At 51.1% G+C, this 26,387-nt stretch carries 31 protein-coding genes and 1 tRNA gene; 18 read left to right on the top strand and 14 right to left on the bottom strand.

Annotation, left to right across the window (positions count from 1 at the left end; translation table 11 throughout):
• Window positions 1-113: 113 nt before the first annotated feature.
• The 6 genes from rpsU to CBW42_RS00200 all read left to right on the top strand — a co-directional run bounded on the left by rpsU (window position 114) and on the right by CBW42_RS00200 (window position 6,459).
• A complete protein-coding gene (gene rpsU / locus CBW42_RS00230; RefSeq protein ID WP_087016608.1) occupies window positions 114-293 on the top strand; it encodes a 30S ribosomal protein S21 in 180 nt (59 codons plus the stop codon).
• 351 nt (window positions 294-644) lie between these two features.
• Complete coding sequence (locus CBW42_RS00220) at window positions 645-830, top strand: hypothetical protein (protein WP_087016604.1); 186 nt, start codon at window positions 645-647, stop codon at window positions 828-830.
• A 120-nt stretch (window positions 831-950) separates the two neighbouring features.
• Window positions 951-1,304, top strand: coding sequence for a hypothetical protein (locus CBW42_RS00215; RefSeq protein ID WP_087016602.1), 354 nt, complete (start codon window positions 951-953; stop codon window positions 1,302-1,304).
• Window positions 1,305-1,467: 163 nt separating this feature from the next.
• A complete protein-coding gene (locus CBW42_RS00210; RefSeq protein ID WP_087016600.1) occupies window positions 1,468-3,459 on the top strand; it encodes a DNA gyrase/topoisomerase IV subunit B in 1,992 nt (663 codons plus the stop codon).
• Window positions 3,460-3,786: 327 nt separating this feature from the next.
• Entirely contained in the window at window positions 3,787-6,000 is a 2,214-nt protein-coding gene (locus tag CBW42_RS00205) for a DNA gyrase/topoisomerase IV subunit A (RefSeq protein WP_087016598.1), read from the top strand.
• A gap of 63 nt (window positions 6,001-6,063) precedes the next feature.
• Window positions 6,064-6,459 carry a hypothetical protein gene (locus tag CBW42_RS00200; RefSeq protein WP_087016596.1) on the top strand — a complete coding sequence of 132 codons (396 nt, stop codon included), beginning with the start codon at window positions 6,064-6,066 and terminating at the stop codon, window positions 6,457-6,459.
• A 76-nt stretch (window positions 6,460-6,535) separates the two neighbouring features.
• Here the strand turns inward: CBW42_RS00200 and mnmA are convergent, their stop codons facing one another.
• Window positions 6,536-7,609 carry a tRNA 2-thiouridine(34) synthase MnmA gene (gene mnmA / locus CBW42_RS00195; protein ID WP_087016594.1) on the bottom strand — a complete coding sequence of 358 codons (1,074 nt, stop codon included), beginning with the start codon at window positions 7,607-7,609 and terminating at the stop codon, window positions 6,536-6,538.
• A 139-nt stretch (window positions 7,610-7,748) separates the two neighbouring features.
• On the opposite strand from mnmA, the gene CBW42_RS00190 reads away from it, so the two are divergent.
• The 4 genes from CBW42_RS00190 (at window position 7,749) to CBW42_RS00175 (ending at window position 10,792) form a co-directional block, all read left to right on the top strand.
• The gene (locus CBW42_RS00190) at window positions 7,749-8,615 is read left to right on the top strand and encodes a dipicolinate synthase subunit DpsA (RefSeq protein WP_087016592.1); all 867 of its coding nucleotides are present in this window, start codon (window positions 7,749-7,751) and stop codon (window positions 8,613-8,615) included.
• On the top strand, window positions 8,612-9,181 hold the full coding sequence (locus tag CBW42_RS00185) for a dipicolinate synthase subunit B (RefSeq protein ID WP_242969745.1): 570 nt from the start codon (window positions 8,612-8,614) through the stop codon (window positions 9,179-9,181). Before CBW42_RS00190 ends, CBW42_RS00185 begins: the two co-directional genes overlap by 4 nt.
• A gap of 178 nt (window positions 9,182-9,359) precedes the next feature.
• Window positions 9,360-10,085, top strand: a complete 726-nt coding sequence (locus CBW42_RS00180) for an MgtC/SapB family protein (RefSeq protein ID WP_087016588.1) — start codon at window positions 9,360-9,362, stop codon at window positions 10,083-10,085.
• A gap of 14 nt (window positions 10,086-10,099) precedes the next feature.
• Window positions 10,100-10,792 (top strand): MgtC/SapB family protein, encoded by a 693-nt coding sequence (locus CBW42_RS00175; RefSeq protein ID WP_087016586.1) that lies wholly within the window; start codon window positions 10,100-10,102, stop codon window positions 10,790-10,792.
• A gap of 826 nt (window positions 10,793-11,618) precedes the next feature.
• Here CBW42_RS00175 and CBW42_RS00170 read toward each other — a convergent pair.
• From CBW42_RS00170 to CBW42_RS00160, 3 genes are read right to left on the bottom strand one after another with little or no spacing between them, the layout of a single operon-like run.
• Window positions 11,619-11,915 carry a DUF2442 domain-containing protein gene (locus tag CBW42_RS00170; RefSeq protein ID WP_087016584.1) on the bottom strand — a complete coding sequence of 99 codons (297 nt, stop codon included), beginning with the start codon at window positions 11,913-11,915 and terminating at the stop codon, window positions 11,619-11,621.
• Window positions 11,916-11,933: 18 nt separating this feature from the next.
• A complete protein-coding gene (locus tag CBW42_RS00165; RefSeq protein WP_087016582.1) occupies window positions 11,934-12,194 on the bottom strand; it encodes a DUF4160 domain-containing protein in 261 nt (86 codons plus the stop codon).
• Entirely contained in the window at window positions 12,187-12,411 is a 225-nt protein-coding gene (locus tag CBW42_RS00160; RefSeq protein ID WP_087016580.1) for a hypothetical protein, read from the bottom strand. Before CBW42_RS00160 ends, CBW42_RS00165 begins: the two co-directional genes overlap by 8 nt.
• Window positions 12,412-12,717: 306 nt before the next feature.
• Here CBW42_RS00160 and CBW42_RS00155 point away from each other — a divergent pair, with 306 nt between their 5' ends.
• The 3 genes from CBW42_RS00155 (at window position 12,718) to CBW42_RS14555 (ending at window position 13,499) form a co-directional block, all read left to right on the top strand.
• The gene (locus CBW42_RS00155; protein ID WP_087016578.1) at window positions 12,718-13,050 is read left to right on the top strand and encodes a hypothetical protein; all 333 of its coding nucleotides are present in this window, start codon (window positions 12,718-12,720) and stop codon (window positions 13,048-13,050) included.
• A 121-nt stretch (window positions 13,051-13,171) separates the two neighbouring features.
• Window positions 13,172-13,354, top strand: a complete 183-nt coding sequence (locus CBW42_RS00150; protein ID WP_087016576.1) for a hypothetical protein — start codon at window positions 13,172-13,174, stop codon at window positions 13,352-13,354.
• Window positions 13,355-13,358: 4 nt separating this feature from the next.
• Window positions 13,359-13,499: a hypothetical protein gene (locus tag CBW42_RS14555; RefSeq protein WP_165760983.1), complete on the top strand. Its 141-nt coding sequence runs from the start codon at window positions 13,359-13,361 to the stop codon at window positions 13,497-13,499.
• Window positions 13,500-14,344: 845 nt separating this feature from the next.
• Here CBW42_RS14555 and CBW42_RS00145 read toward each other — a convergent pair.
• The 8 genes from CBW42_RS00145 to CBW42_RS00105 form a co-directional block, all read right to left on the bottom strand.
• Window positions 14,345-15,178: a sigma-70 family RNA polymerase sigma factor gene (locus tag CBW42_RS00145; RefSeq protein WP_087016574.1), complete on the bottom strand. Its 834-nt coding sequence runs from the start codon at window positions 15,176-15,178 to the stop codon at window positions 14,345-14,347.
• Between the two features lie 102 nt (window positions 15,179-15,280).
• Complete coding sequence (locus CBW42_RS00140; RefSeq protein ID WP_087016572.1) at window positions 15,281-15,703, bottom strand: RusA family crossover junction endodeoxyribonuclease; 423 nt, start codon at window positions 15,701-15,703, stop codon at window positions 15,281-15,283.
• Between the two features lie 87 nt (window positions 15,704-15,790).
• Window positions 15,791-16,009 carry a hypothetical protein gene (locus tag CBW42_RS00135; RefSeq protein WP_087016570.1) on the bottom strand — a complete coding sequence of 73 codons (219 nt, stop codon included), beginning with the start codon at window positions 16,007-16,009 and terminating at the stop codon, window positions 15,791-15,793.
• Window positions 16,010-16,115: 106 nt separating this feature from the next.
• The gene (locus tag CBW42_RS00130; RefSeq protein WP_133058235.1) at window positions 16,116-16,505 is read right to left on the bottom strand and encodes a hypothetical protein; all 390 of its coding nucleotides are present in this window, start codon (window positions 16,503-16,505) and stop codon (window positions 16,116-16,118) included.
• A gap of 703 nt (window positions 16,506-17,208) precedes the next feature.
• Window positions 17,209-18,888, bottom strand: a complete 1,680-nt coding sequence (locus CBW42_RS00120; RefSeq protein WP_133058234.1) for a VapE domain-containing protein — start codon at window positions 18,886-18,888, stop codon at window positions 17,209-17,211.
• Window positions 18,860-19,456, bottom strand: a complete 597-nt coding sequence (locus CBW42_RS00115; RefSeq protein WP_278308572.1) for a CHC2 zinc finger domain-containing protein — start codon at window positions 19,454-19,456, stop codon at window positions 18,860-18,862. Before CBW42_RS00115 ends, CBW42_RS00120 begins: the two co-directional genes overlap by 29 nt.
• A 36-nt stretch (window positions 19,457-19,492) precedes the next feature.
• Window positions 19,493-19,741, bottom strand: a complete 249-nt coding sequence (locus CBW42_RS00110) for a hypothetical protein (RefSeq protein ID WP_087016561.1) — start codon at window positions 19,739-19,741, stop codon at window positions 19,493-19,495.
• Window positions 19,742-19,754: 13 nt separating this feature from the next.
• Window positions 19,755-19,946: a helix-turn-helix domain-containing protein gene (locus CBW42_RS00105; protein ID WP_087016559.1), complete on the bottom strand. Its 192-nt coding sequence runs from the start codon at window positions 19,944-19,946 to the stop codon at window positions 19,755-19,757.
• Between the two features lie 146 nt (window positions 19,947-20,092).
• Between CBW42_RS00105 and CBW42_RS00100 the strand changes: the two genes are divergently transcribed.
• Window positions 20,093-20,746, top strand: coding sequence for a hypothetical protein (locus CBW42_RS00100; RefSeq protein ID WP_087016557.1), 654 nt, complete (start codon window positions 20,093-20,095; stop codon window positions 20,744-20,746).
• Between the two features lie 64 nt (window positions 20,747-20,810).
• A complete protein-coding gene (locus CBW42_RS00095) occupies window positions 20,811-22,205 on the top strand; it encodes a tyrosine-type recombinase/integrase (RefSeq protein WP_087016555.1) in 1,395 nt (464 codons plus the stop codon).
• A gap of 154 nt (window positions 22,206-22,359) precedes the next feature.
• Here the strand turns inward: CBW42_RS00095 and CBW42_RS00090 are convergent.
• Window positions 22,360-22,436 (bottom strand) — tRNA-Met (locus CBW42_RS00090).
• 196 nt (window positions 22,437-22,632) lie between these two features.
• Window positions 22,633-23,166: a stage V sporulation T C-terminal domain-containing protein gene (locus CBW42_RS00085; RefSeq protein ID WP_087016553.1), complete on the bottom strand. Its 534-nt coding sequence runs from the start codon at window positions 23,164-23,166 to the stop codon at window positions 22,633-22,635.
• A 182-nt stretch (window positions 23,167-23,348) separates the two neighbouring features.
• Between CBW42_RS00085 and CBW42_RS00080 the strand changes: the two genes are divergently transcribed.
• Genes CBW42_RS00080 through CBW42_RS14550 form a run of 3 tightly spaced genes read left to right on the top strand, consistent with a single transcriptional unit; the run spans window position 23,349 to window position 26,370 of the window.
• Complete coding sequence (locus CBW42_RS00080) at window positions 23,349-24,731, top strand: glycerophosphodiester phosphodiesterase family protein (protein ID WP_165760981.1); 1,383 nt, start codon at window positions 23,349-23,351, stop codon at window positions 24,729-24,731.
• Between the two features lie 38 nt (window positions 24,732-24,769).
• A complete protein-coding gene (locus CBW42_RS00075; protein ID WP_087016549.1) occupies window positions 24,770-26,158 on the top strand; it encodes an S-layer homology domain-containing protein in 1,389 nt (462 codons plus the stop codon).
• 59 nt (window positions 26,159-26,217) lie between these two features.
• Complete coding sequence (locus CBW42_RS14550; protein WP_165760980.1) at window positions 26,218-26,370, top strand: hypothetical protein; 153 nt, start codon at window positions 26,218-26,220, stop codon at window positions 26,368-26,370.
• Window positions 26,371-26,387: the final 17 nt, after the last annotated feature.

Raw genomic sequence — 26,387 nt, 5'->3', positions numbered from 1 at the left:
AACAGAAAAGTAGTGCTTGACAGTACACTGGGAAAACGATATAATATATTCACGGCATTTTTGCCGGATTGTGCAAAAGCGTTTATTGGCAACGCGCGGAGGGAGGGAAAACAATGTCGGAAATCCGCGTAAAGGAAAACGAGTCTCTCGACAGCGCACTGAGAAGATTTAAGAGATCGTGCGCAAAGGCGGGTGTGCTTTCCGAGCTTCGCAAGCGTGAGCATTATGAGAGCCCGAGCGTTAAGCGCCGCAAGAAGTCCGAAGCGGCTCGCGCAAAGAGAAGAAAGTATTGATTTACTACTTGCTCAATCAACACCGGAACGGGAAACCGTTTCCGGTGTTTTTTGCTGTCCGGGCGCATAATGCGCCGTTCGGCTGCACATACTACCTGCGGAGCAGAAATCCCCGGCGCGTGTCATAGGTCATGTGCTGGTGCACCCGGCCGGCGCTGGAGAGATAAACCAACCCGATCCGGACTCTGTAACGCAGGTATCCGCCGGACGGATGCGGAATGCGGTTTCCCCGTTTGTGATGGGAGACCGCATTCTTTTGCATAGCAGCGCGGAATGTGATATACTGAATATAATATTCTGTGGGGCACATGGCCCGGTGTATATTCCCATGCATTTCAGGAGGACAGGCTTATGAGTAAAACAGAAAAGTTCTTCCGCGCGCTGGCGTGGTTTGGTCTGGGCGCAATGGTCGGTTTCCTGCTGGCGCCGATTAAGAAGGGTGTGGACATCAGCATTTGCAGCAACAATGTCGGCACGGATGGCTTTCCATTCTTTGACGATGACGATGAGGATGCATTCGACGATCTGGAAGACTGAGCTTTGTGAACAATGTGGAAAGAACACCCGCCGCCGGGTGTTCTTTTTTGTACAGATGTGGTATACTTAGTTCGTCGCGGGGAGACTGACCCTGCGCAGACTGACAGGAAGAGAGACTGAATGACTATGGGCAGCAAACAGAATACGAAAAAGAAAAAGGCAGACGGTATGTGGATCAGCGACGAACGGCGTATTACAGAGGAATGCCGCAAGGTGTATCCGGCGCTGTATCGGCTTCAGCGCATTGCGCTCATCATTGCATCTGTTGCACTGGTTATCACGCTGGTGACGCCGACCATTTTTTCAAAATCCATTGCAGGCTATGAATCATGGGGGAATACCTATGAGATTGCGACGATTGTTCTTACACTTGTGTTACTTGTGCTGTATGGCGTCGCCAATTACTTCTGGCAGGAAAAGATGAAGCTCTTCCGCGCCGAGTCGGAAAAGAAAAAGCTGAAGAAAAAGAAATGAAATGGAATTCTGGCCTCGAATGGGGTCAGAATTTTTTTATGCATGGAGAAACCGGCCGCAGGATTTCAAAACGCAATGATTTGACGCGCGCGGAGAATTGCGATATAATACCGAGTATTCGGGAATTTATGATTCAGAAGTATGATTTGGAGTTAATAATAGCATGAAAAAAGCAAATCAATACGGCAATGAGAGCATTTCCGCGCTCAAGGGCGCAGACCGTGTGCGCAAGCGCCCGGGCGTTATTTTTGGCTCGGACGGTTTGGATGGCTGTCAGCATGCAGTATTTGAAATTTTATCCAACTCAATTGATGAGGCGCGCGAAGGGTATGGCAGTGAAATCACAGTCACGCGCTTTGCCGATTATTCTATTGAGGTAGAGGATCATGGCCGCGGTATTCCGGTTGATTTCAATCCGAATGAAAAGCGGTATAACTGGGAGCTGGTATTCTGTGAGCTGTATGCCGGCGGCAAATATAAGACCAATGACGGTGAGAACTATGAGTTTTCGCTTGGCCTGAATGGTCTCGGTACCTGTGCGACACAGTATTCATCGGAATATATGGATGTCATGGTTCGCCGTGACGGTACGGAATATACCCTGCACTTTGAAAAGGGCGAAAATCAGACCGGAACCAAAACCGGTTTCAAAAAGAAGAAATATGATGGGAAGGATACGGGTACCATGATCCGTTGGCGTCCCGATCTTGAGGTGTTTACCGATATTTCCATTCCGGAGTCGTATTATCTGGATGTGCTCAAGCGGCAGGCTGTGGTCAATCCGCATCTGAAATTTATTTTCCGCAATCAGACGGAAACCGGTTTTACAACGACGGAATTTTGTTATGAAAACGGCATCACTGACTATGTTGCAGAGATTGCGGAGGACAGAGCACTGACCTCCATCCAGTCGCTCAGCGGAGAACGCCGTGGACGCGACCGTGCGGATAAGCCGGAATATAAAGTACGGCTGAACTGTGCGTTCTGCTTTTCTTCCAGTGTGTCCCGTTTGGAATATTATCACAACTCGTCATGGCTGGAATACGGCGGCGCGCCGGATAAGGCAGTGCGTTCCGCGTTTGTCTATGCGATTGACGCTTATCTCAAGCAGAACGGCAAATATAACAAGAATGAGAGCCGCATTTCGTTTCAGGATGTCTCGGACAGTCTGATTCTGGTTACGAGCTGTTTTTCAACGTATACCTCGTATGAAAACCAGACGAAAAAGGCGATTACCAATAAGTTTATACAGGAAGCCATGACGGAATTCCTGCGCTCCGGCCTGGAGATTTATTTTATTGAGAACAAGGCAGAAGCGGACAAAATTGCGGAGCAGATTTTGATTAACAAGCGTTCGCGTGAGCAGGCGGAAAAAGCCCGCTTGAATATTCGCAAAAAGCTGTCCGGCTCGATTGATGTTGCCAACCGCGTACAGAAATTTGTCGATTGCCGCACGCGCGATGTCTCGCGCCGCGAGCTGTACATCGTGGAGGGCGATTCCGCACTCGGTTCCTGTAAGCAGGGACGCGATTCGGAATTTCAGGCGATCATGCCCATCCGCGGCAAAATCCTCAATTGTCTCAAGGCGGATTATGATAAGATTTTTAAGAATGATATTATCACAGATTTGTTGAAGGTACTCGGCTGTGGTGTTGAGGTCAAATCCAAGGCGTCCAAAGACCTGTCTACGTTTGACTTGAACAATCTGCGCTGGAACAAGGTCATCATCTGCACCGATGCTGATGTCGATGGCTTTCAGATTCGCACGCTGGTGCTCACGATGCTGTACCGCCTTGTCCCGACGCTGATTGAAGAGGGATATGTGTATATTGCAGAGTCGCCGCTGTACGAAATCACTTGCAAAAACAAGAGTTATTTTGCGTTCGACGAGAGTGAAAAGGCGGATATTCTCAAGGAACTGGCGGGCAAAAAATACACCATCCAGCGATCCAAGGGTCTCGGTGAAAATGAAGCGGATATGATGTGGGAGACCACGATGAATCCGGAGAGTCGTCGTCTGATCCGTGTTCTGCCGGAGGATGCTGCTGCGACCAGCGAGATGTTTGATCTGCTGCTCGGAGAGAATCTGTCCGGTCGAAAGGAATATATCGCGGAAAACGGCTGGCAGTATCTGGAGTTTGCAGATATCTCCTAACCCCCTCTCTTACTTCTCTTTTTGAGGAAAAGAGAAGTAAGCAAGAGAAAACCTCTCTCCGCGCTCCCGCGCGCGACCCCGTCCCGCCGGTCAAACGACGACCGGCGGTTGGCAGAAGTTGAGGGGAACGTGCTTTGCGCTCCCGCGCGTGGCCCCGTCCCGCCGGTCAAACAACGACTGGCGGTTGGCTGAAGTTGAGGGGGCAGAACAGTTCCAAAAGCCTTCTTTTTGAGAGAGGTATCGAAGACGGAGCGAGATGTTAGCTGAAAAGCGCGTATATAACAAACTGGTTTATCAAATAGAGAAGGAAAGGTAGTTTTTTCCTAAATGGCAAAGAAAAAAAGCAAACAGCAGCCCGTGCGCGAATATCATCCGCTCGAGCCGGCCACGCAGCGCATTACAGAAACGCTGCGGGAAAATTATATGCCGTACGCAATGAGCGTCATTGTCTCGCGTGCGATCCCCGAATTGGATGGCTTTAAGCCGTCACACCGCAAGCTGCTGTATACAATGTATAAAATGGGTCTGATGGGTGCGACACGCACCAAATCGGCAAATATTGTCGGTCAGACTATGAAGCTCAACCCGCACGGCGACGCCGCCATTTATGAGACTATGGTGCGCCTGACGCGCGGCAATGAAGCCCTTTTGACTCCGTTTGTCGATTCCAAGGGCAACTTTGGCAAGGTTTATTCGCGCGACATGGCATATGCTGCTTCGCGTTATACCGAGGCCAAGCTGGATAAGATCTGTGCGGAGCTGTTCCGCGACATTGACGCGGATGCAGTGGATTTTGTCGACAACTATGACGGCGAGCTCAAGGAGCCGACCCTGCTGCCGACGACGTTCCCCAATATTCTGGTTTCTGCCAATACCGGCATTGCTGTCGGCATGGCAAGCGCTTTCTGTGGATTCAATTTGGAGGAGGTCTGCCGCACCACCATCGCGTACATTCAGGACAGCGGCTGTGACCTGATGGAGACACTCCCGGCACCGGATTTCCCGACCGGCGGCGAGATCATTCTCGACCGTGCGGCGATGCGCAAAATTTATGACACCGGCCGCGGTTCCTTTAAAGTCCGCGCAAAGTGGGAGTATGTCAAAAAGGAAAATCTGATTGAGATCAAGGAAATTCCGTATACCACCACCATTGAGGCGATTATTGACAAGATTGCCGATCTGGTCAAGAGCGGCAAGCTGCGTGAAATCTCTGATATTCGAGATGAGAGCGATCTGTCCGGTTTGAAAATTGCAATTGATCTCAAGCGCGGCGTCGATCCGGATAAGCTCATGGATCGTTTGATGCAGCTGACGCCGTTGATGGACAGTTGTTCGTGCAACTTCAATGTGCTCATCGGCGGCATGCCGAAGGTGCTCGGCGTGCGCGGCATTCTCGAAGAGTGGGTCAAGTGGCGCACCGAATGCAAGCGCCGCACGATCCGCTTTGACCTGAATAAAAAGAAGGAAAAGCTGCACCTGCTGCACGGACTGAAGGTCATCCTGCTGGACATCGACAAGGCAATCCACATCATCCGCGAGACCGAAACCGATGCGATGGTTGTCCCGAACCTGATGGAAGGCTTCGGCATCGATCAGGTGCAGGCGGAATATATTGCAGAGATCCGTCTGCGCCATATCAATCAGGAATATATCCTCAAGCGCATTGAGGAGACCGACGGACTGGAAAAGGAAATTGCCCGGCTCGAGGGCATTCTGGGCAGTGACACAAAGGTACGCCGTCTGATTGTCAAAGAGCTGGAGAATATCATCAAAAAGTATCCGTCGCCGCGCCGCTCGGTCATTCTCGACGCCGATGCCGTCGGGCAGTTCGACGCGGAGGATCATATTGAGGATTATCCGGTGCATCTGTTCCTGTCAAACGAGGGCTATTTTAAGAAAATTACGGCGCAGTCGCTGCGCGGTGCGTCCGATCAGAAATTTAAGGACGGCGATGACCTGCATCAGACACTCGATGCGACCAACAAGCAGGAAATTATGTTCTTCACCGACAAACAGCAGGTTTACAAGGCACATCTGTACGATTTTGACGACACCAAGGCAAGTGTCCTGGGCGAATACCTGCCGTCTAAGCTGTCGATGGATGAGGATGAAAAGGTTGTGTTCATGCTGCTGCCGGGTGAATATACCGGCAGCCTGGTTGTGGTCTTTGAAAACGGTAAGGCGGCGCGCTTTGAGCTGTCCGGCTTTGCGACAAAGACCAATCGTCGCCGTCTGACGGGTGCATATTCTGACCGTTCACCCGCAAAGGCATTCTTCCACATCACCGAAGAACGCGACATCACAATTTTTGCAAGCAATGGGCGCGCTCTGACGGTCAATACCTCGATTATCCCGGAAAAGACGACGCGCACCACGGTCGGCGTACAGGTGATGGTGCTGCGCGGCAGCCATACCGTCACGCGCGCCAGCGATGCGGCAGAGGTATCGTTTGTCCAGCCGCGCCGCTATGTCTCGCATTCCATTCCATCCATCGGTGCACTGCTCAAAGATGAGGACAAGGGCCAGCTGAGTCTGCTGTAAAAAGCGGTTGTGCGGCGTATCCCTTTGGTATTATAATAAGAATCAGAGGGAAGAGGGTTGGATATGGACGAATTATTAACGCTGATTCATCAGAAATACGATAATATGCAGGATTTCTATGATGAAAGCGGTTTGACATCGGCGGAGCTTTTGGATATTTTACAGCTGGGAGCTGACGGTTTGGATGAGATCGGCTGCTTTCAGCTGTGTCATACGCTGCATATCAGTATGGATAAATTTTCGATCGGCATCATTGAACCGGAGGAAATGACCAAGAACATCGAAACAGTTGTGCTGGAGGATGTCATCGGTGAGTTGATTTTTCGTCTGCATGACCACCCGGTTACGCTGGGCGGCAGCCGCATTCATCCCGACGTACTGGATGCCTTTCAGTACGATTTGGAGCAGGCGCTTATCGTTGCCCGTCGCAGGCAGAAGGGAAACGACTGTCTAGATTGAATACAGGTTGATAGAGTGAGAAATCCCCCGGACGCATTTTATTGCGTCCGGGGGATTTTTGACAAATGTCTGGTTTTTATTCACAGATGGTGCCGCCGCCGAGAACGATATCGCCGTCATAGAACACTGCCGCCTGTCCGGGGGATACTGCGCGCTGTGGTGCGTCCAGCCGAACGCGGACGATGTCGTTGTCCGGTGTGAGCGTCGCGGGCGTTTCCGCGCCGTGATAGCGTGTGCGCACACAGCAGCGCACCGGTTCAGTCACGTGTTCCCAGGCGATCCAGTTGACGTCGCGCACACAGAATTCCGTGCACAGCAGGTCTTCTTCATAGCCGACCGTGACGGTGTTGCGTGCCGCGTTTTTGTCGATGACATACAGCCTGCGGTCGGCGCTGATGCCCAGCCCGCGGCGCTGTCCGACGGTGTAGTAAATCACGCCGCGGTGCTGTCCGATGACCTTTCCGGTCTGATCGATAAAATCACCCGGCACGGCGGACTGTCCGCAGTGCTCGCACAGGAATTTGCCGTGGTCACCGTCCGGGATAAAGCAGATATCCTGGCTGTCCTTTTTGCGGGCATTGACCAGACCGCGCGCCTCGGCGATTGCACGGATGTCGTCCTTTTCATAGCCGCCGAGCGGCAGCAGCGTGTGTGCCAGTTCGTCCTGTGTCATGGAATACAGCACATAGGACTGGTCTTTGGACGGTGCGGCGCCTTTTTTGAGCACCCAGCGGCCGAAGGTATCGCTGTATTCAATGCGGGCATAATGTCCGGTTGCAATCGCGTCAAAGCCCTCGGCACGCGCCTGCTCAAGCAGTCGGCCGAATTTCAGATGGCGGTTGCAGTCCACACACGGATTGGGTGTCAGCCCGCAGGCATATCCGTCCGCAAAGCGCTGGATGACCTCGGTGTGAAAAAGATCTGTGAAATCGAACTGATAAAATTTGATGCCGAGCGCGTCGCACACACGGCGCGCGTCTGCGATATTGTCCTCTGTGCCGCACGGGCGGTCGCTTGTGCCGGATTCCGGCGCATATAGCTTCATGGTTGCGCCCGCGATGGAATAGCCCTGCTCGAGCAGCAGGACGGCGGTCACGGAACTGTCAACACCACCGGACATGGCGGTGAGAATACGATTGTGCTGGTTCATGGCGGAGCCTCCTTCGGTTCTGTCTTTGATTATACGGAACGGCGGCGGTGTTGGCAAGAGTGGATTGCACGGCACGAGAAAAGCTGTGTCAGCGGCGCGCCGGACGCATAGGATGGAGGCATGGAAGGGGGAGGGGTTCATGAAACACACGCTGACCTTTGCGCTGGCAGGCGGCGACGTGCGGCAGGCCTATCTGGGCGGGCTGCTGGCGGCAGACGGCGCACAGGTGCGCACCATTGGACTGGAGCGCAGCGGCACGGAGCTGGAAGCCGGCGGCGCTCCCCGCACGCTGTTTGCTGAGGCGGATGTCATTTTGCTGCCCATACCGGTGATGGGCACGCGCGGGAGGCTGAATGCACCGCTCGCCAATGCGCCGTATAAGCTGACCGATGTGCTCGATGCCATTCCGGCAGGCAAGCCGGTATATGGCGGCTCTGTGCCGCGCATGGTACGCGATATGGCGGCGCGCCGCGGCATTGAGGTACAGGATTATCTGGAACGGGAGGAACTGGCGCTGCTCAACGCGATTCCGACGGCAGAGGGTGCCATTCAGATCGCCATGGAAGAGCTTCCGGTTACGCTGCACGGTCTTCCGGTTCTGGTGATCGGCGCCGGGCGTATCGGCACGGCACTGGCACCGCGTCTGCGTGGACTAGGGGCACATGTCACAGTTTCCGCACGCCGATATGATGACTTTGCACGTATTCGCAGTGGGGGATACCATTATCTGGATACACGCAGACTTGCCGGACAGCTGCATGCGTTCCCATTGGTCATCAACACCGTGCCATCGCCTGTGCTGACGCGGCGCGTGCTGGCGGATTGTGCGCCGGATACACTTGTGATTGATCTCGCATCGGGAAAGGGCGGCGTCGCTGACGATGCAGGTGATCTGTGCCGTGTCATTCATGCGCTGTCATTGCCGGGGCGCGTTGCGCCGCGCAGTGCAGCTGCTGCGATTTATGATACGGTATGCCATATGCTGGAAGAGGAGGGATTGCTGTGAGTCTGACGGCAGGCTTTGCGTTGTGCGGCTCCTTCTGCACGATAGATCGTGTGCTGGGCGTGATGGAACGCATGGCGAAGGATGGCTGGAATATGATCCCCATTGTCTCCGAGACAGTCGGGACGCTGGATACACGCTTTGGTTCGGCACACGATACGCTGGATGAAATCACACATATCTGCGGCAGGGAGCCGATGCGCACGTTACAGGATGTCGAACCCATCGGGCCGAAGGCCATGATGGATGTGTTGATTATCGCGCCGTGCACGGGCAGCACGCTCGCGCGGTTGGCGCATGGGCTGAGTGATACGCCGGTATCACTGGCGGCGAAATCCCAGCTGCGCGTGGAACGCCCGGTAGTGCTCGCCGTGTCCAGCAACGATGCACTCGCCGCGTCCGCACCCAATATCGCAGCGCTGCTCAACCGCAAGCATTATTATTTCGTTCCGATGCGGCAGGATGCCCCACATGCCAAGCCGCGTTCGCTTGTCGCCGTGATGGAGAGCATCCCGGAAACCGCACAGGCTGCGGCAGAGGGGAAGCAGCTCCAGCCGATTTTCCTGTGAGACGCAAAATGCCCTGATTCCACGCGGAACCGGGGCATTTTTCCCTGCCTGAACCGGTGGGACAGGACGGCGCAGGTGCTCCTGGTTCCGGCTTGTCATCCGTGCGGTTGTGTGCTATAGTGAAACCAATAAAATGAGGGCATTTTTGTAAAAATTCCAGGGGAAAGGAGGATGTAGCATGGGCGAAGCATTGGCTTATCTGCACGAATTCAACATTGTCTCCGTCACACTGCGCCTTGTGCTGGCGATGGTCAGCGGCGGCATGATCGGCATGGAACGCGGGCGCAAACGCCGCGCTGCCGGCTTCCGCACCTACATACTTGTCTGCCTTGGTGCCGCGCTGACCATGCTGCTCAGTCAGTATGAGTTGACCATGCTCTCTACGCGCTGGTCGGCGCTGGCGGAACAAATCGGTTTGCGGACAGATGTCTCGCGTTTTGGCGCACAGGTCATCAACGGCATTGGTTTCCTCGGCGCAGGCACCATCCTTGTCACAGGACATCAGCAGGTCACAGGCCTGACAACCGCAGCCGGACTGTGGGCATCTGCCTGTATGGGGCTTGCCATCGGTGCAGGCTTTTACGAATGCATCCTTCCGGCATTTGTGCTGATTTTTCTGTGCATCCGGGTCTTTCCGATTGTCGACGGGCTGATTCAGGAAAATTCCAGAATGATGCATATTTATGTTGAATTTGAATCGCTGGACAATGTGGGCGCGATTATCAGCCGCATCAAATCACAGGATATGCAGGTTCTCGATATCGATATTGAACGGGGCCGGGAAAAGCGCGGGCAGTATCCCAGCATTGTATTTTCCATCCGTCTGAACCAGCGAAAAGCGCATGAGCAGGTGCTGTCCTCCATTGCGGATCTGGACTGCATCCGTGTCATCCGGGAAATCTGAAGGGAGGTGCAGCCATGCTGCCCATATTTGACGGCCTGCGGGACGTTACATTGCTGTCAGTGACACTGCGGTTGCTGCTTGCCGTGCTGTGCGGCGGTGCAATCGGCATTGAGCGCGCATTCAAGCGTCGCCCGGCTGGTTTTCGCACGCACATTCTGATTTGTCTGGGCGCGGCAATGACAACACTGACCAGCCAGTATCTGTATCTGAATATGCATTATTATACTGATATGGCGCGGTTGGGCGCACAGGTGGTCGCGGGAATCGGTTTCCTCGGCGCGGGCACGATCATCGTCACACGCCGCCAGCGCGTCAAAGGCCTGACGACAGCCGCAGGTCTGTGGGCATCCGCCATCATTGGCCTCGCTCTTGGCGGTGGGTTCTATGAAGGCGGTATTCTTACAACGATCATGATCCTGCTCACGGAACTGCTGTTCTCCAGGCTGGAACGCCGTGTACTGGACAATGCGCCGGAGATCAATTTGTACATGGAATATACCGATAAGCGCTGTCTGGAACAGGTTTTGAAGCTGTATCACGACCGCAATCTCAAGATTCTGAACATGGAAATCACCAGAGCTACAGGAAGTAAAAAGCACAATGCCTGTGCGATCTTTACGCTGCGGCTGCATAAAAACTGCAAAGTCGGACAGCTGGTGGACAGTGTCGCCGCAGTCAGGGGCGTGATTTCGGTTGAAGAGCTGTGAACCGGAGGGAGACTGTCGATGACCTTGGATGCCGGCTGTCCTGCGGGCTGCGTGGCATGTCGCTGAAGCTGTGACAGCCGAACTGGCACATGCTGTCCGGAAAACAGTGAAAACAGTATAGAAAAAAGCCTGAATCAAAATGATTCAGGCTTGCATAATGGTTGCGGAGGCAGGATTTGAACCTACGACCTTCGGGTTATGAGTTGCCCGCGATATTTGTTGAGTATCTTTGTAGGTTCTCGAAAATGTGTGAAACGCATTGAAATTCGAGGTTTATTTGTTGAATATTGTTGCGATTCATTCTGAAACTTTGCCTGAATTGTCCCCGTTGTGTCCCCAAGCTGTCCCCACAAGCAGAGCAGATAAGGAAAAGCCCTGCTCTGTTTTTTGCCTCGTAGATGCCCTGTATTGCGTTTTGCCAGCCGGGCATGAAATTACACCATGAACAGGAGAAACGCGCAGGAAGGGGCGCTGACGCTTGAAAGAACAGGCGTTCTGATTGAGTGTGTGCCTGCTGGGTACGCATTGCCACTGTCAGCTGTTGACTTATGTTTACTTATGGTTGTGGTTTCAAATTTTCTGATACCCACAAATGAGGAGTGCACGAAATTGTGCCGTCTGATCGTGACACGAACAACACCACCCCAAAATTGGGGACGTTCACTCAATCCAAAATTGGATTCACCTACTGGCGGGCGCATATTCAGATTTTTCAGGTCCTAAAAAGGTGACAGATAAATTTTCATCCGACCGGTTGTGCGTACGTTTTTCGTACGAAGAAAAAGAGCAGGCCGCTGTGGGTCTGCTCTGTGCATTTTGTCGTTGATTATACCACAGTCTCCAGCGGATCAGCTGTAACCGGCATATCTGCCACGGTAAATGGGTCAATATCAATGCACTGCGCCGGATCATGCTCACCTGTCAAATCCCAGGCAACAGTGTCATTCAATACGGTCAGGCGTGTCGCAAAGAAGGCTTCATCCCGCAGCTGCTCAAACACGCCGCCTTGGGCAATCATCGGTTTCATGTCAACGCAGCGCACTGTCCCGTCATTCAGATAGGCGTACACGGTATAGTTATCGCCTGCGACGGCCTGCAATACTTTCGGAAAAATCTGTTCCATCGTGCATCCTCCTTTCGGTCAGATCAGCGGATTGATACGGTTGAGCGGCTTTGCATCCTTGGACAGCTCCCAGTTCTGCATCAGTTCATCCTTGTGGATTTCACACCACGCAAGAACCAGCTTTAGCTGTCTGCCGGGAAGCGCACCATTCAGTACACAGCCATTTTCAATGTCGATTAGGGCTTTTCGTCCTGCATATTCTACATGGAAGTGTGGCGGGTTGTGGTCGCTATAATACATGGTCACGCGGATACCGTAAAACAGAGATATTTCAGGCATGATATTCACCATCTCTTTCTGTTGTATCGCTGGCGGGCGTGTCATCCCGCTGCATGGTTTCATCTATTGCACGCTGAATAAATCCGTTCAGGCTTTCACCGCGCTGCTCCGCATGAGCTTTTACTTCTTCCTTGCGTCCCTTCGGCAATGTCAGGTTCACCCGGTCATAGGCTTTGGCAATGTAACGGTTTTGGGCTGCTGTGCTGGGTTTTCCCATATATCTACACCTCCTCCAGCATATCAGTATTATACCCTATATTGCAACGTTGCGCAACGATAAAAATACACGAATATAGTTGCGCAATTATGTTCATTCTGCCAATTGATATAGTTGCGCAACGATGATATAATATAATCACAGCAAGGGAACAGAGGGCAGCCGGAAGAAGCGGTAACCAAGCCGTCAAGGCCGAAAGCGTCCGATACTCCAAGCCATATACCGCGTGAGCCTACGGGCAACAGTCAGGAAGATGCTTGGAGGGCTGCCGATCAGTTCCACAATAAAGAATCAGGAGGTGATAACATGAAACGATTCAATCTTTCCAAGATCATGACCAGAGCATGGGAGTTATTCCGAAAGCTGGTCAATGAGCCGTTCGCTGAGTGCCTGCACAGAGCATGGCTTTCTGCAAAGGCCAAGAGTGTGAATGCAGAGCGCATTGCAGCAGCCAAAGAGCTGGCGGGAGTAGTTGAAGAAACCAACACTTTCTCCGGATGGAAAGAGCTAGGCTTCAAGGTCAAGCATGGCTGCAAGGCTCTGTTCGGTGTATCCCTGATATGGGGAAGCCGTGGAGACGGAGCAGAATACAAAGCCCGCTTTTTCGGAGCTTCGCAGGTTGAGCCAATACCGACATAAGAAAAGCCCTTTACCAAAACGCCGACCAAAGCACTGGTAAAGAGCCCGTAACCTACCCACAAAGGGAGATTGTGCTTATATTTTAGCATGATCTCCCGCCGGAAGCAAGGAGAAATCTATCATGACGAACCACATCACACCGACATCGAACACAAATTCCCCGTCCCATGAAAGAAATATTGACAAATTGCTGGCCACCATAAATTCAACTCCGCATCCGCGGCAGGCACTTGCGCTTGTTGGCATGATCTACTGTTTATACAAGACTGACCTGCATACCGATTCCGAAGACGAGGAGGAGTGATATTATGACTAAAGATGATTATGTTTCGGAACTGCTTGATATGCTTGCAGCAATGAACTACCGACAGGCTCGTGTTATCTATACATTTGCCAGCACATTGATGAGATGGCAAAGTTCCTCGGCAGAAACAGAGGACAATCCGTGAAGATTACGATTGCATACCAGTGCGGCGAACCGGTTGCGGACATACTGAACGCCCTTTCGCCGTTCTTCAAAGCTGACCCGCACACTGCTTCCGAAGTCGCGGAGGGTTGATATTTTGGACGAGCGATCGGACAAGGCTACGCCTGATTTGTGCATCGACCTACGGTGCAACTGGACTGCTCTAACATTGAATATACACAAACACCCGCGCGGGCACATGTTCGCCGGGTGTTGTTGCGTCTGGAGATACTGAACCACAGCCGGATTCTTTCTCCTGCTGGCTTGCTTTTGGCTCACTTTTGGCTTGCTACAGGCAGAGTTTGCGGACAAAGTCGAACTGAGCAATGCCCTCTTTTTAAGGACTGCGGAATCTGCGGATATATACCGGAAACAAGAACATTTTCCGCTGCCTGCTGCTGTAGTTTTGCTGAAATCTTGTTTCCCGACCATTAGCGCAAGAAATATACAGCCGAAATCTGCGCCAGTTTTGCGCTACTTTTGCGCCATAGATGAATGGCTTTTTTAGGGTGTTACAAATGTCACCATACTTTGCTTTTTTAAGGCGTTAGAAATGTTAGGATACTTCCTTTTTAGGGTCTCGGAAATCTTGGCTTTCTCTTTGTTCGCTCTTTGTTCAAAGCTCAATTTCTCGGGGTTCGCTCGGGGTTCGTCCCTTTCTGCGCGGGATATTTGAGCAGTGACGGCGTGAAGATCAGCAGCGGGAACCGGGAGGGGGATAGCCCCCCTATATCCGGCAGGCTACCCTGCGCCGTCCAGCGCCGATTTACACACAGGGAAATTTCAACTGAACTTTTCTGAACCATAAGTTTTGTTAAGTTTTGAATGTTAAGTTTTGTTAAGCTGCGCCGCCTCCCACATGACCAGCTCCCGCCGCTGGCCAGCTACATCAGGCTGTATGCTGTTGTCGGAACACCATGCCAGATACAGAGATATGCCATCATCTATACGACGCTCAATGGCTTCATGGTCATCGTGCCAGCGTATCTGGAACTCTGCATCCCATAGTTGACCGCGCCTGTCGCTTGCACTGCCCTCATGCATATAATACGGCTCAAAGGCTTGTATTGCTAGATCCCGTTTCAGCTTGCGGAACATCTTGTGCTGAAGCTGTCGTGCACGTTCAGGGCTGATTCCCTCGGCACGAGCAAACTCTGCGACTGGCTGATTATTCACATACACGATGTTGACCAGCTCTTGCTCTCGTTTTGTCAGGCGGGCGACCGCGCCGCGCACGACGCGCTGAAGGTCTGTGATCTCCGCACCACCGGTTACATCTATGCTTTCATCTGCAATCATGTCAGCAATCGTGATATCTTCTCCGTCCTTCACAGGCGTGTCAATGGACACTGTGGGCACAACGCGCATCTTACCGTCATGAATATTCAGCGCCCGCATACAGGCTGTTTTGACATGAAAGCCCAGGTATGTACTGAACATGCCTCTGCCGGTCTGGTACCCCATTACGGCGTTGTGAAAGCCGATCCAACACTCTTGCATCAGGTCGTCTTCGTCGATACCGGCACGGCTGCACAGCGTCAAGCATCGCCGAGAGAGCTTGTAGATCAGGCGGTATACATTTTCATACAGAACGTTTTCCGCGTCCGTGTCGCCCTCCTGCGCACGTACCGCAAGTTCTTCATTCGCCATTGCATAGTCCATTGCAAACCATCCTTTCCGGTGATATAATCGAATATAATAAGATCATCCGAAAAAGACGGAAGCCGCCCGGCGGGAGCATGTGCCCCTGTCGGACGGTTTTCTTTATGTCCAGTCAAATAATGTAACTTCTACGCGCGGTACATCGCTATACAGCTTTTCTATGGTTGCGGTCACGATCTGCGCGTCATCACGGTATGCGATGCCGTTCAAACTGTCCGCAATGCATTTGAGTATGTTATCTGCATCCGGCTTCTTTGTCGGCTTGATATCGCCCGCCTGCATTGCAGCCTGCTTGCGTTTGCTGGCACTCTTAGGGATGCTGTAATATGCACATACCTGTATGCCGATCATTGCGCCATCAGGGAAGCGGTAGCCGTCTGCCTGCATGTCATATTCTGTGGCAACCAGATTTTCATACAGCACGGTTTTCTCTGGCGTGTGGGTGAATGCACGTCCGTTCCGGCTGGAGAAACGCGGCCGGCCTTTGCCCTGCGGCTCGCCGGGTACTGTGAATGATACTGTCATAGGTTCGCACCGCCGATCACATCAACCACGGTGCAAGCTTGACTTCCATAAGGCCGCGCGCCTCAATACAGTATTTCTCTCGTCGTGTCATTCTAATTTACCTCTCTGCTCAAATGTATCTGTATTCTCCTCCGAGCCGATCTCAGCCAGCGCGACCAAAACGTTATAAACGCGTTCCATGTCATCCGGATGGCTGAACCGTTTCAACATCTCCTCACAGCGTCCACGATAGTGCTGGTGCTTCTGCGCTTCTGCCTTGGTGTAATGGATAGTGGTGCTGCCGTCTGCATTGTGTGTGTACTTCATAATAAAATCCTCCTGTATTTTTGTGATATGGATGTTTTTATCTAAACTTTTCTCAACTATTGAGTAGCCAATTTGGGGTTTCTCAGGTTGTTGCAGGCTTTTAATCTCAACTTTTTTCAACAGTCGGTTTGCAACCTTGAATTTTCTGAAGTGAATCTGTAATCGCTGAATAGATGGTATCAAAAGGCAACAGATCAATATAGTTCTGACCGGCATTGAGCCTGCCTTCTATGTACTGCATTACCTTTTCTGCATCTTCTCGTTTGTTCAAGATCAAAAGACAAGGATAATCCTTATCATAATCAACGCAATGACGAGAATAAGCAAACTTGGGTTTATTGGCTACAATTTCCCAATCACCATCATCTGATCTGGCCAATTGAATACGATTGAAATTTTCAATAGTAATACACCTGCTGAACAATTCGTAGTATCTCACAATCATTTTTGTGTCCTTTCTGCACTCTTGTACGTCCATCCGTGCTCCGGTACCCATATCATTCCCCGGGCCTCCAACTGGCGGGAGATTTCTACCTGGTGCCTGCACAGGCTATCTGTCATAGTGCGGAACAGCTGTTTGCATGCGGTGTCAGTCTCTAAATGATAATTGCCGGTCGTGCGTTCTATTTCGTCCTGAAGTTGCTCCCATCGTTCAATCAGGCTGGGAGTATGGTTCTCTGCGATACCCCGACATCGCGCCCGCCCGCGGGCTTCTTTGTAAAAATCCGGGTCATTGGTCAACTCTGCGATCAGGCCGCATGCCTGTCCCAGTAGCGTGAGCAAGTGCGTCCCGTTGGTCAGGCCGCCAAGGATGGATGACTTTGAGACTGCGGGTGAGGCTGGCGCAACAGTTGACTTGCACCCCACCTCTTGTTTTGAACTTCTCACAGCATTAAATGCTGGAAATAATCTATTTTTTTGCATTTTTCGCACCTTCTTTCGTTCGCATGGGTGAGGTTAAGGGGTGGGGTATGTTTCCAAACTATATATACGTATAAAATAAAAAAACATATATTTTTATATAACTATATATTTTTATTTCTTATCTCTCACGTATTATATAAAATCTACCTTACCCCACCTCACCCGTAAATAGAAGTTTATAATTTATGGCTTTTTGTTTCAAATATGGTGTTTAAAATTCTCGAAAAATTCAGAATGAGGGTGGAGTGGAGGTGGGGTAAGGTAGGGTAAAAGCCTTATCCGCCCGTTTCATATGGCTGTTCAGTATGTTTTGTGCGCTGAATGGCTTCATCTGTAAGTGGCGGGAGCATATATCTCGATGAACCATGTAGCACTCGATATCTCCGGTCTATATTTACATCTGCCGTCCGTTCATACCCCATATTGCGCAGAGCTTTGCCTACGCGTGCAACTTCTTTTAAGCCGAGTTCTTTTGCGATCTCTGTTGCTGTCCATTCGTTCCAATCCGCGCTATCTGTATCCCAATCGAAACTATCAAGTATGGCTTGCTCTTCCGAGAAAATTGCACGGAATTTATCCGAGCTTCGAATAGTAGCTTGCAGTTCTTCTTTTGACAGCCTGAAACTATTCGGAGCTTCTTTATATGCGTCATACGTCTCCGCCCATAGCTTTCCCACGTCAATTTGATTCATCCGTTTACGATCAATATCAATAATGGGAATGACAACAAAGCGTCGCCCCGCCTCGGTTAAAAATCCTGTTTCGTTAACTGTTCCTGCAAAGGATGTAAAGCGCGGATAATTGCAGGAAGCCGGGTCATATGGTGCCCTTACACGATCTGATTTGTTCGTAATGAACGCTTTTAGCCGGTCAACTTCCTTCTTTTTCGTTGTCCCCTCCAGCTCGCCAAGTTCGCATATCCAACAAGCAGTATCTTCCAGTACATCATCTTTGTTTGCAGGGTTGAGCTGCCGACCTTCTAAAAAGTAACCTTGTAGCTCCGGAGGGCTGCATAAATATCGAAAGAAGGAGGTTTTTCCAATGCCCTGCTCTTTGCTTTGCAGTACAAGAACAAATTCCGCACCATAATTGCCGTGCTCATTGTGGGCCATTGCGACACACTGCACAAGCCATTTACCAAAAAGATTAAGGTATGAAGATAGTTCCTGTTCTGTTACGTCATTTTCGAAAGATAAGCAACCGAACAGGTTGATAATGGTTTGTCCGCGTTCTGCTGGTGGTATAGCATACTTGCGCGACTGCTGTTCCAGGTATTCGCGTACCGGATTCACTCTGGATTCATCCGCAGCGGCCTTTATCCATGATAAAACGGTTTTCGTGTTCGCACGGATGCCTTCTCGGGTGCAATGATCCTGTACCTCCAGAGCAAAGGCGTTTGCAGCCTCATTGACACTATGCACAGCACGGATTTCCGGTGGAACGGCCTGTACACGTCGGATAACATCCATTTGCAGATGAATATCCAATGTGTTGCACATTGCTTTGAAATTGGCGTATGTAGGTTGCACGATGATATCACCAAAGCGGTTAATAATAAAATCGGGATAGGGACAGGATGATGCTTTTTTCTCCCGTTGCTTTTTGGCCCGCTCTGCTCGATCTTCTGCATCTACCTGCTTTTTTGCGAGTTGCAGGTCTTTCAGCACAGGTTTTAACAAGGTTCGGATATCGCCCACACTTACGCCTTTTGTTGCTCTGGCGCGGTCTATCAACTGCTGTTCATATCGGGTATATTCCGCCTCGCCTTGTTGCATGTAAATCTGCTCCAGTGCTCCCCTGACATGCGGGGTAAATAACTCGTTTGCTGTTGTCGCGTTAGATGGAAGCAGCTCTGAAAATGTCAGATATTCGCCACCATCGCTATAAAATGTCGGTTCAATCGGTATCAGATCATCCTCCGGCAATTCATCCGGCATGCTGTATTCGTAGTTCAATTTGATTCACCTCGATTCTGTGTGTCCTCCAAAACAGCTTGCGCCATTCTATGTTCTGGTTCTCCAGCGTGTCCAGACAGTATCCGATATAATCCAATCGTTTTACAGCCTCCACATAACGTGGGTCGAGCCGATCAAGATCATCAGGGCCATCGGGTGCATAATCTCTGCGCCATTGCTTCAACAGCCGGTAGTAGCGGCTCAATGTTGCCCAGGTACGTTGTTCCCAAGCCTGAAACGCCTGATCCAATTCTCGCCGCTTCCTCGCCGCTTTGGCGGCTTCCTGCTGCCGGCTGCGTTCCTCAGGCGTTGCCGCACGCCCGATGGTCAGGCCAAGGAAATACTGGTCATTGATCTGCTTTGCCGCATCTACAGGTGACAACTTATCCAACTCAGCAACCAACGCCACAGCATCCCATGATTGATTACATTTGAAACAGTGCAGTTTGTTGTTATATACGCTCGCGCTCAGGTGTTCGCCATGATGTACAGGGCATTTACAACGTTTTCCATGCAACTGCAAGCCATAGCTGCTTAGCACCTGTTCAATCGGCACACGCTCGCGGATTTCTGCGAAAATATCTATGGTGTAACACCTCTATAATCATTCCGGTATACGGCGGATGCCAGCAGGTACAGGTATAGGAGCAGTTGGTGCGTTATCCTGCCCATCCTCGCACAGCAACCATTTGACAACATTCTTCCATGCAATCAGATATTTCTTTCCAACCGTTCGGCACGGAATAGCGCCGCACCTCAACGCCCGCCGGAGCGTGTACTCGCTAACCGGCATACCTTCCTGCTTTGCGCGGGATACTGTTTCCTGAATGGTAAGTATCTGTTTTTCAGGCATTCGTTCCAGCCTCCTATTCAGTAATGTCCGATACATCCACACCAAGAGCAAATGCCAGTTTCCCGGCAGTTCTTGGCTCACATGTACCACGACGAACAACAGTACTAACATTCTGACGAGACATTCCCGCCTTTTTTGCTAGTTCCGTCTTTGTAAGTCCCTGCACAGCAAGCAAGGATTCAATTTTGATTGCATTCACTTTCATATTTACACCTCGTATAAATCCAATGGTTTTTCTTGTAATAAATTATACACCCTTTGGTTTCAAACGTCAATAAAATAAATACAATGGCTTTACTTTTCTTGACTTGCTTAAAACCATATGGTTTAATAATATCGAGGTGAAGCGTGATGGACGAAACAATTCATGAAATAATAAAAAAATTTTTAGCGATAAGCGGCTGTAGTAACAGAAGATTTGCTACATTAGCTGGCATAAACACAGGCACATTCCAAAACTCGATTACAAGAAAAAGTAAACTTCGTGCTGATACATTACTTAACATCGGTAATGCAATGCAAAATATTATTCAAAAACTTCGTAACGATATAGCCGGAAAGCAGTCTGTGTGTGATGTAATCCGAAGTAAAGCACAAAATGAGGATGACTTACCTATGATATACGAAGAGTATGTCGCTGAGGTCGTCACTCTGCAATACCAGCTAACACAATTAACTCACATGTACGAAGAGTACATGGCTCTTGCAGGAAAAACAATGTTGCAAGTTCTTCCCAAGCCGGAAGATATGCAAAAGTTTATACCGCCTGAACAAAGAAAATTTGAACGTAGCCAAGGACGACTGATAGTAAGGCGTGCAACAACTCCGATTCAATCGGACAAAGCAGTGCGGATTGTGTGCAATATGGATACGGAGTTACACAACCTTGTTTCTAAATCAGCAGAAAAGAACAATAGAACTTTTGAGGACGAATTAGAAGATATTATATATTGGACATTTGAAAATGAAGAAAATCAAACAGGTGATGGATATACAGGGCTTTAAAACGTCAATGCACTGAGTTCTCAACTCCATAGTAACGAAGGACCACAGAAAGGAAGGTGCAGCCATGGCAAGCATTGAAGCACGCAAGAACAAAGCCGGTGAAATCACATCATATCGTATCGTTGTATCCGGCGGGTTTGACTACACTGGAAAACGGATCAAACACACAAAGCTGTGGACACCGGACAAGAAGATGACTGCCCGCCAGCTGGACAAGGCTCTGTCACGTGCTGTCGCTGACTTTGAGCGCGAGATTGAGCAAGGTTTCCAGACGGATAACCGGCAGACTTTTGCGCAGTATGCTGAGTATGTAATCGCCCTGAAAGAGCGTTCCGGCATTAAGCCACGTACGATTGACCGATATCGTGAACTGCTGCCGCGCATCAATCAGGCTATCGGTCATTTGAAACTTGCAGAAATCCGCCCACAACACCTCAACAGCTTCTATGCAAATTTAGGGGAGCAGGGCATAAGGGCAGATGGAAGCAAGGCGGTTGCAAAGGTTGATATGGCTGCATTGCTGAAAAAGCGCAGACTGTCCAAAGCTGCCGTTTCAAGAAAAGCCGGTATTTCCGCAGCGACAATGACTAATGCGACACGGGGCGACCAGATCACGCAGGAAAAGGCAGAAGCTATTGCCGCAGCTTTAGAAATGAAGCTGGCTGATCTGTTTGAACTCAGACAGGACACCCGCCCGTTATCAGATAAAACCATTCTGGAGCACCATAGACTGATTTCTACTATTCTCAATCAGGCAGAAAGGGAAATGTTGGTACAATATAATGCTGCTGCAAAGGCTATGCCGCCCAAGACCAAAAAGAAAAATCCGACCTATTACCAGCCGGAGGAAATGGACGTTATTCTGGATGCATTGGAAACTGCACCGTTGAAATGGAAAACACTGACCTATTTCCTGATTGATACCGGATGCAGACGGGGAGAAGCTGCTGGCTTGAAATGGGAAAGTATAGACATTGATTCTGGTATAGTCACCATAGAACGTGCGCTGTTATATGATGCACAGCGGGGAATATATGAGGGAACAACCAAAACAGGCAAAAACAGGACAGTTCATATCGCAGCCGAAACAATAGCTTTGTTGAAGCGTTTGCGTGTGAAGCAGATGAGTGACAGGCTTGCAAGCGGGGATTTGTGGAACGATACTGGATATGTTTTCACACGGGACAACGGTCTGCCGCTGAATCCTGACAGCATAACTGACTGGTTAAATAAGTTCAGTAGAGACAAGGGACTGCCTCATATTCATCCGCACGCATTCCGACACACCGCAGCTTCTATGATGATTTCAGAAGGAGTTGACCTTGTAACCACGGCACATGAGCTTGGACATGCCAATGCATCTACCACAGCCACCATATACGCACATCAAATTGAAGAAGCGCAAGCCAAGGCAACGGAAGCACGTGCAAGTGTTTTCTCCCGCCGGAAGCAGGCATAAGAAAAAGCCGCCAGTTTTTACGCTGACGGCTTAATTATTGTTTGATTTTTATAAGCATTGTCCCCAAAGTGTCCCCATGACGGATTTATAGAAAAACAAAGAACTTGAAAAAGTACGAAAAAACCGCCAAATCTTACGAAATGACGGTTTCTAATGGTTGCGGAGGCAGGATTTGAACCTACGACCTTCGGGTTATGAGCCCGACGAGCTACCGAACTGCTCCACTCCGCGATATTGTGTTTTATTTGCCTCTCTCGTTGAGTGCTTAATTAGAATACCACACAGAATACGGCATGTCAAGACTTTTTTGAAAAATTTTTTCATGTAGAGGGCGACTGGAGAGCGGATCGCCCGGAGCAGCAGCCGGAATCATACGAATCATGCCGGAAATGCGGGAACATCCGGCCATTTCCCGCGGCAGGAAGGATTACATGGTCATTTGCTGGCTGAGAAAGGTAGCAGCTGTTTGCAGCAGCTTGCTTTCTACCTCACCGACAGTGGGATGCTGTTCATCGCGCAGCAGTGCTACGCAGCCGGATACATCACCGCCTGCAATGACCGGAGCTGCGATGGAAACACGGTAGCGGTCATCATCGGTCAGGCAAATCGGTGTGTCTGTGGGGCGGATGATCTGCCGCTGCTCCATGGCACGTTCCAGCTCCGCGCTGATGCTGCGTTCATATACATCTTTTTTTGCAGTGCCGGATACGGCAATGACGGAATCGCGGTCACAGATGACACAGCTTGTTCCGATGGTCTTGCTCACGGAATCGCACAGCTGACTGACGAACGTGTTCAGGTCTCCCATGGGAGAATATTTTTTGAAAATGACCTCACCATTGCGGTCGGTGTAAATCTCCAGCGGATCGCCTTCGCGGATGCGCATGGTTCTTCGGATTTCCTTTGGAATGACCACCCGCCCGAGATCATCGATGCGGCGGACAATGCCCGTTGCTTTCATATACATGCCTCCATGTTATTTTTTTATTAAAAATTAGCCGGCTATCTGGTTGCTTCCAATATGGATAGTATTTATATATTGCAGAAATTTATACCGCAGAAGGGCAAAATCCCGCATAAAGCTGTGGATATATGGAACAGCTGTATGATATGCGTATTTTGACAAAGAAATGGATATGCGGTATGATAACAAAACAGGGGGTGAAGACCATGCGGCAGTCAAAACGAAAAGCGGCAATCTGCTTTGTGCTGGCAGGATTGTTGCTGTGCTGTGCGCCTGCGTTCGCCTTCACGGATACAGAGGGACATCCGGCGGAGGCGGATATTGACCGTGCCGTGCGGCAGGGCTGGCTGTCCTGCGGGGCAGGCGACCGGTTCTCACCCGATGCCGCGTTGACGCGCGGGGTATTTGTCACGGCACTTGCAAAATTAGACGGCGCTGACCTTCCGCCTGCCGGACATATCTTTTCCGATGTTCCGGCGGGACGATCCTGCGCGCGCGCTGTGCAGTGGGCTGTGGTCAACGGCATTGCCTCCGGTACGGAATCGGGCAAATTTTCCCCTGACCAGCCGGTGACGCGTGAACAGGCTGCTGTCATGCTCATTCGGCATGCCAATTACAGCGGTGTTGTCCTGCCGCGCAGGCGGAGCAGAACCGTGCAGTTTTCCGATCTGGATGCCTGCTCAGACAGCGGGCTGGATGCGCTGTATACCCTGTACCGAGCAGGGATTTTTGATGCGGTGGACGGGGAGATTCGCCCGGCAGACGTCATGACACGCGCAGATTGTGCCGTGCTGCTGCGCCGGTATCAGGGGGTCTGTGAGGGAACCTGCCCGGACGATCAGCGGGCCATGGTCATCAGCCACATGGGCTATTCGGTGGAGGCTCCGGAAAACACACTGGAGGCATATGAGCTGTCGGATAGCAGAAACTATATTTATGTGGAAACCGATGTGCGGTTCACCCGGGACAATGTGCCGGTGCTGCTGCACGACGAGACCATTGACCGCACAAGCAATGGCACCGGAAAGGTAGCGCAGATGACATATCAGCAGCTACAGAGCTTCTGTTTTGATGCGGGAAAAGACGGCTATGCAGGTACAGCACTGCCAACCTTCCGCCAGTTCATCCAGCTGTGTGCCGAGCGCTATCTGCACCCATATATCGAACTCAAATCCACGGTGTCCGGCAAGCAGCTCGAACAGATGTCTGATATTGTCGCCGAATATGGCATGGCACAGCATGTCACATGGATCAGCTTTGATTATTCCAATCTCAGGAGTATCTGCCGCAGGTATCCGCAGGCAGAAGTGGGATATGTGCGTTCTTATGCGGACGTTCGGACAGTGGAACAGACCGAACAGCTCAAAACAGGAAAAAACAATGTATATCTCTGTGCGAAGTACACCACACTGACCAGTTCGGTGCGCGCACAGTGTCTGCGTGCAGGGATTTACCTTGAGGCGTGGACAATAGACGAACGGCGGACCGCCGTGCAGCAGCTCAATACCAGCATCCAGGGGATTACGGTGGACAGGCTGACGCCGGCAGACATATACCGTTGATGACATGATTTGAACCAAGGAATCCGGGGGCGATTATATTGAAAAAAATACTGTCTTTTGTGCTCGCTGCGTCGCTGCTGCTTTGTGGGCTGCCGACGCAGTCGCTTGCTGCGGGGTTTACGGATATCCAGGGACACTGGGCAGAGAAGAGCATTAACCGTGTCGTGGAAAAAGGACTGTTTTCCGGCGTTTCCGCGACAGAATTCCAGCCGGACGGCACCATGACGCGCGCGATGTTTGTCACCGTGATGGCAAAATACAGCGGCTACACGCCGTCTGACTATCATACAAAAAAGTTTAAGGATGTGCCGGCGGATGCCTGGTATGCATCGGCAGTTGCGTGGGCGGTGCAGAACGGTGTTGTCAGCGGAACCTCGGACAATACCTTTTCCCCGAATGCACCGGTCAGCCGCCAGCAGGCGGCCGTCATTTTGGTTGCCTATTCCAATGCGGCCGGTGTGCTGCTGCCGCGCACGCGATCATGCTCGGGCTTTCCCGACAACGCACAGTGCGCCGATTATGCGCTGGACGCTGTGTATACGCTGTACCGCGCCGGGCTGGTTGACGGCATGCCGAATGGGAACTTCGGACCGAAGAATGGGATGACCCGTGCGCAGTGCGCGGTAATTTTGTGCGGCTATTTAGATATCTGTGCCCGCAGCTGTACGGACACGGAGAAGATCAGCATGGTCAATCATCGCGGCTACAGCTGTACCGCACCGGAAAATACCCTGCCTGCCTATCAGGTGTCCGCTCAGATGGGGTATACATATGTGGAAGCGGATATCCAGTTCACGGAGGACGGAGAGCCGGTGCTGCTGCACGATGCGACAATCAACCGCACCAGCAATGTCGAAGAGGTGACCGGCAGCGATCAGAAGGTATATCTGTCTCACTGTACGCTGACACAGCTGCAAACCTATGATTTTGGCTCGTGGAAGGCGGAAAAATATGCCGGGACAAAAATTCCGACGTTTCGGGAGTTTATCTCTCTGTGTGCACAGAACGGTCTGCACCCGTACATCGAGCTTAAACAAAAGATGACACAGCAGCAAGTCGGGCAGCTGGTGGACATTGTCAGAGAATATGACATGTATGACAACGTCACATGGATCAGCTTCTATTCGGACAACCTGACGAAGCTGTGCGCTGTATGTCCGGCGGCAGAGCTTATGCTGCTGGCAACGACAATGGATACAGACAACATTGAGGCGGCAAAGAGCCTCCAAAACGGAAAAAACTGTGTTCTGCTCAGCGTGCGCTACAACAAGCTGACGGCTGCACAGCGGGCGGACTGCCTGCGTGCCGGACTGGATTTCGGCGTGTGGACGGTTAACAGCAAAGAAGATGCCATTCGGCAGACGAATACAAGTGCCATGTTCCTCACGACGGATGAACTGACTTGGGATACGCTGTATTCTGGCTGACAGAGGTTCTTTTATGCGAGAGCAGCGCATAAGATTCCTTCAGAAACGGAGGGACAAACATGACGCTGACCCCGCAGCAGGAACAGGAGCTGCACCGCTGCATGCTGCTCGGGCTGATCCAGGCCCTGCACCGCACGCAGCACCTGACGGAGGCGCAGTTCCGCGAACTGATGGACATTTGGAAACCACATGCGAAAGCGCCGCCCGGCTAGCCGGACGGCGCTTGTTG

Origin of the sequence: Butyricicoccus porcorum (assembly GCF_002157465.1) — a bacterium.
Lineage (GTDB): Bacteria > Bacillota > Clostridia > Oscillospirales > Butyricicoccaceae > Butyricicoccus_A > Butyricicoccus_A porcorum.
The sequence above is the reverse complement of the archived record's forward strand: the minus strand, read 5'-3'. Positions and strand labels throughout refer to the sequence as shown.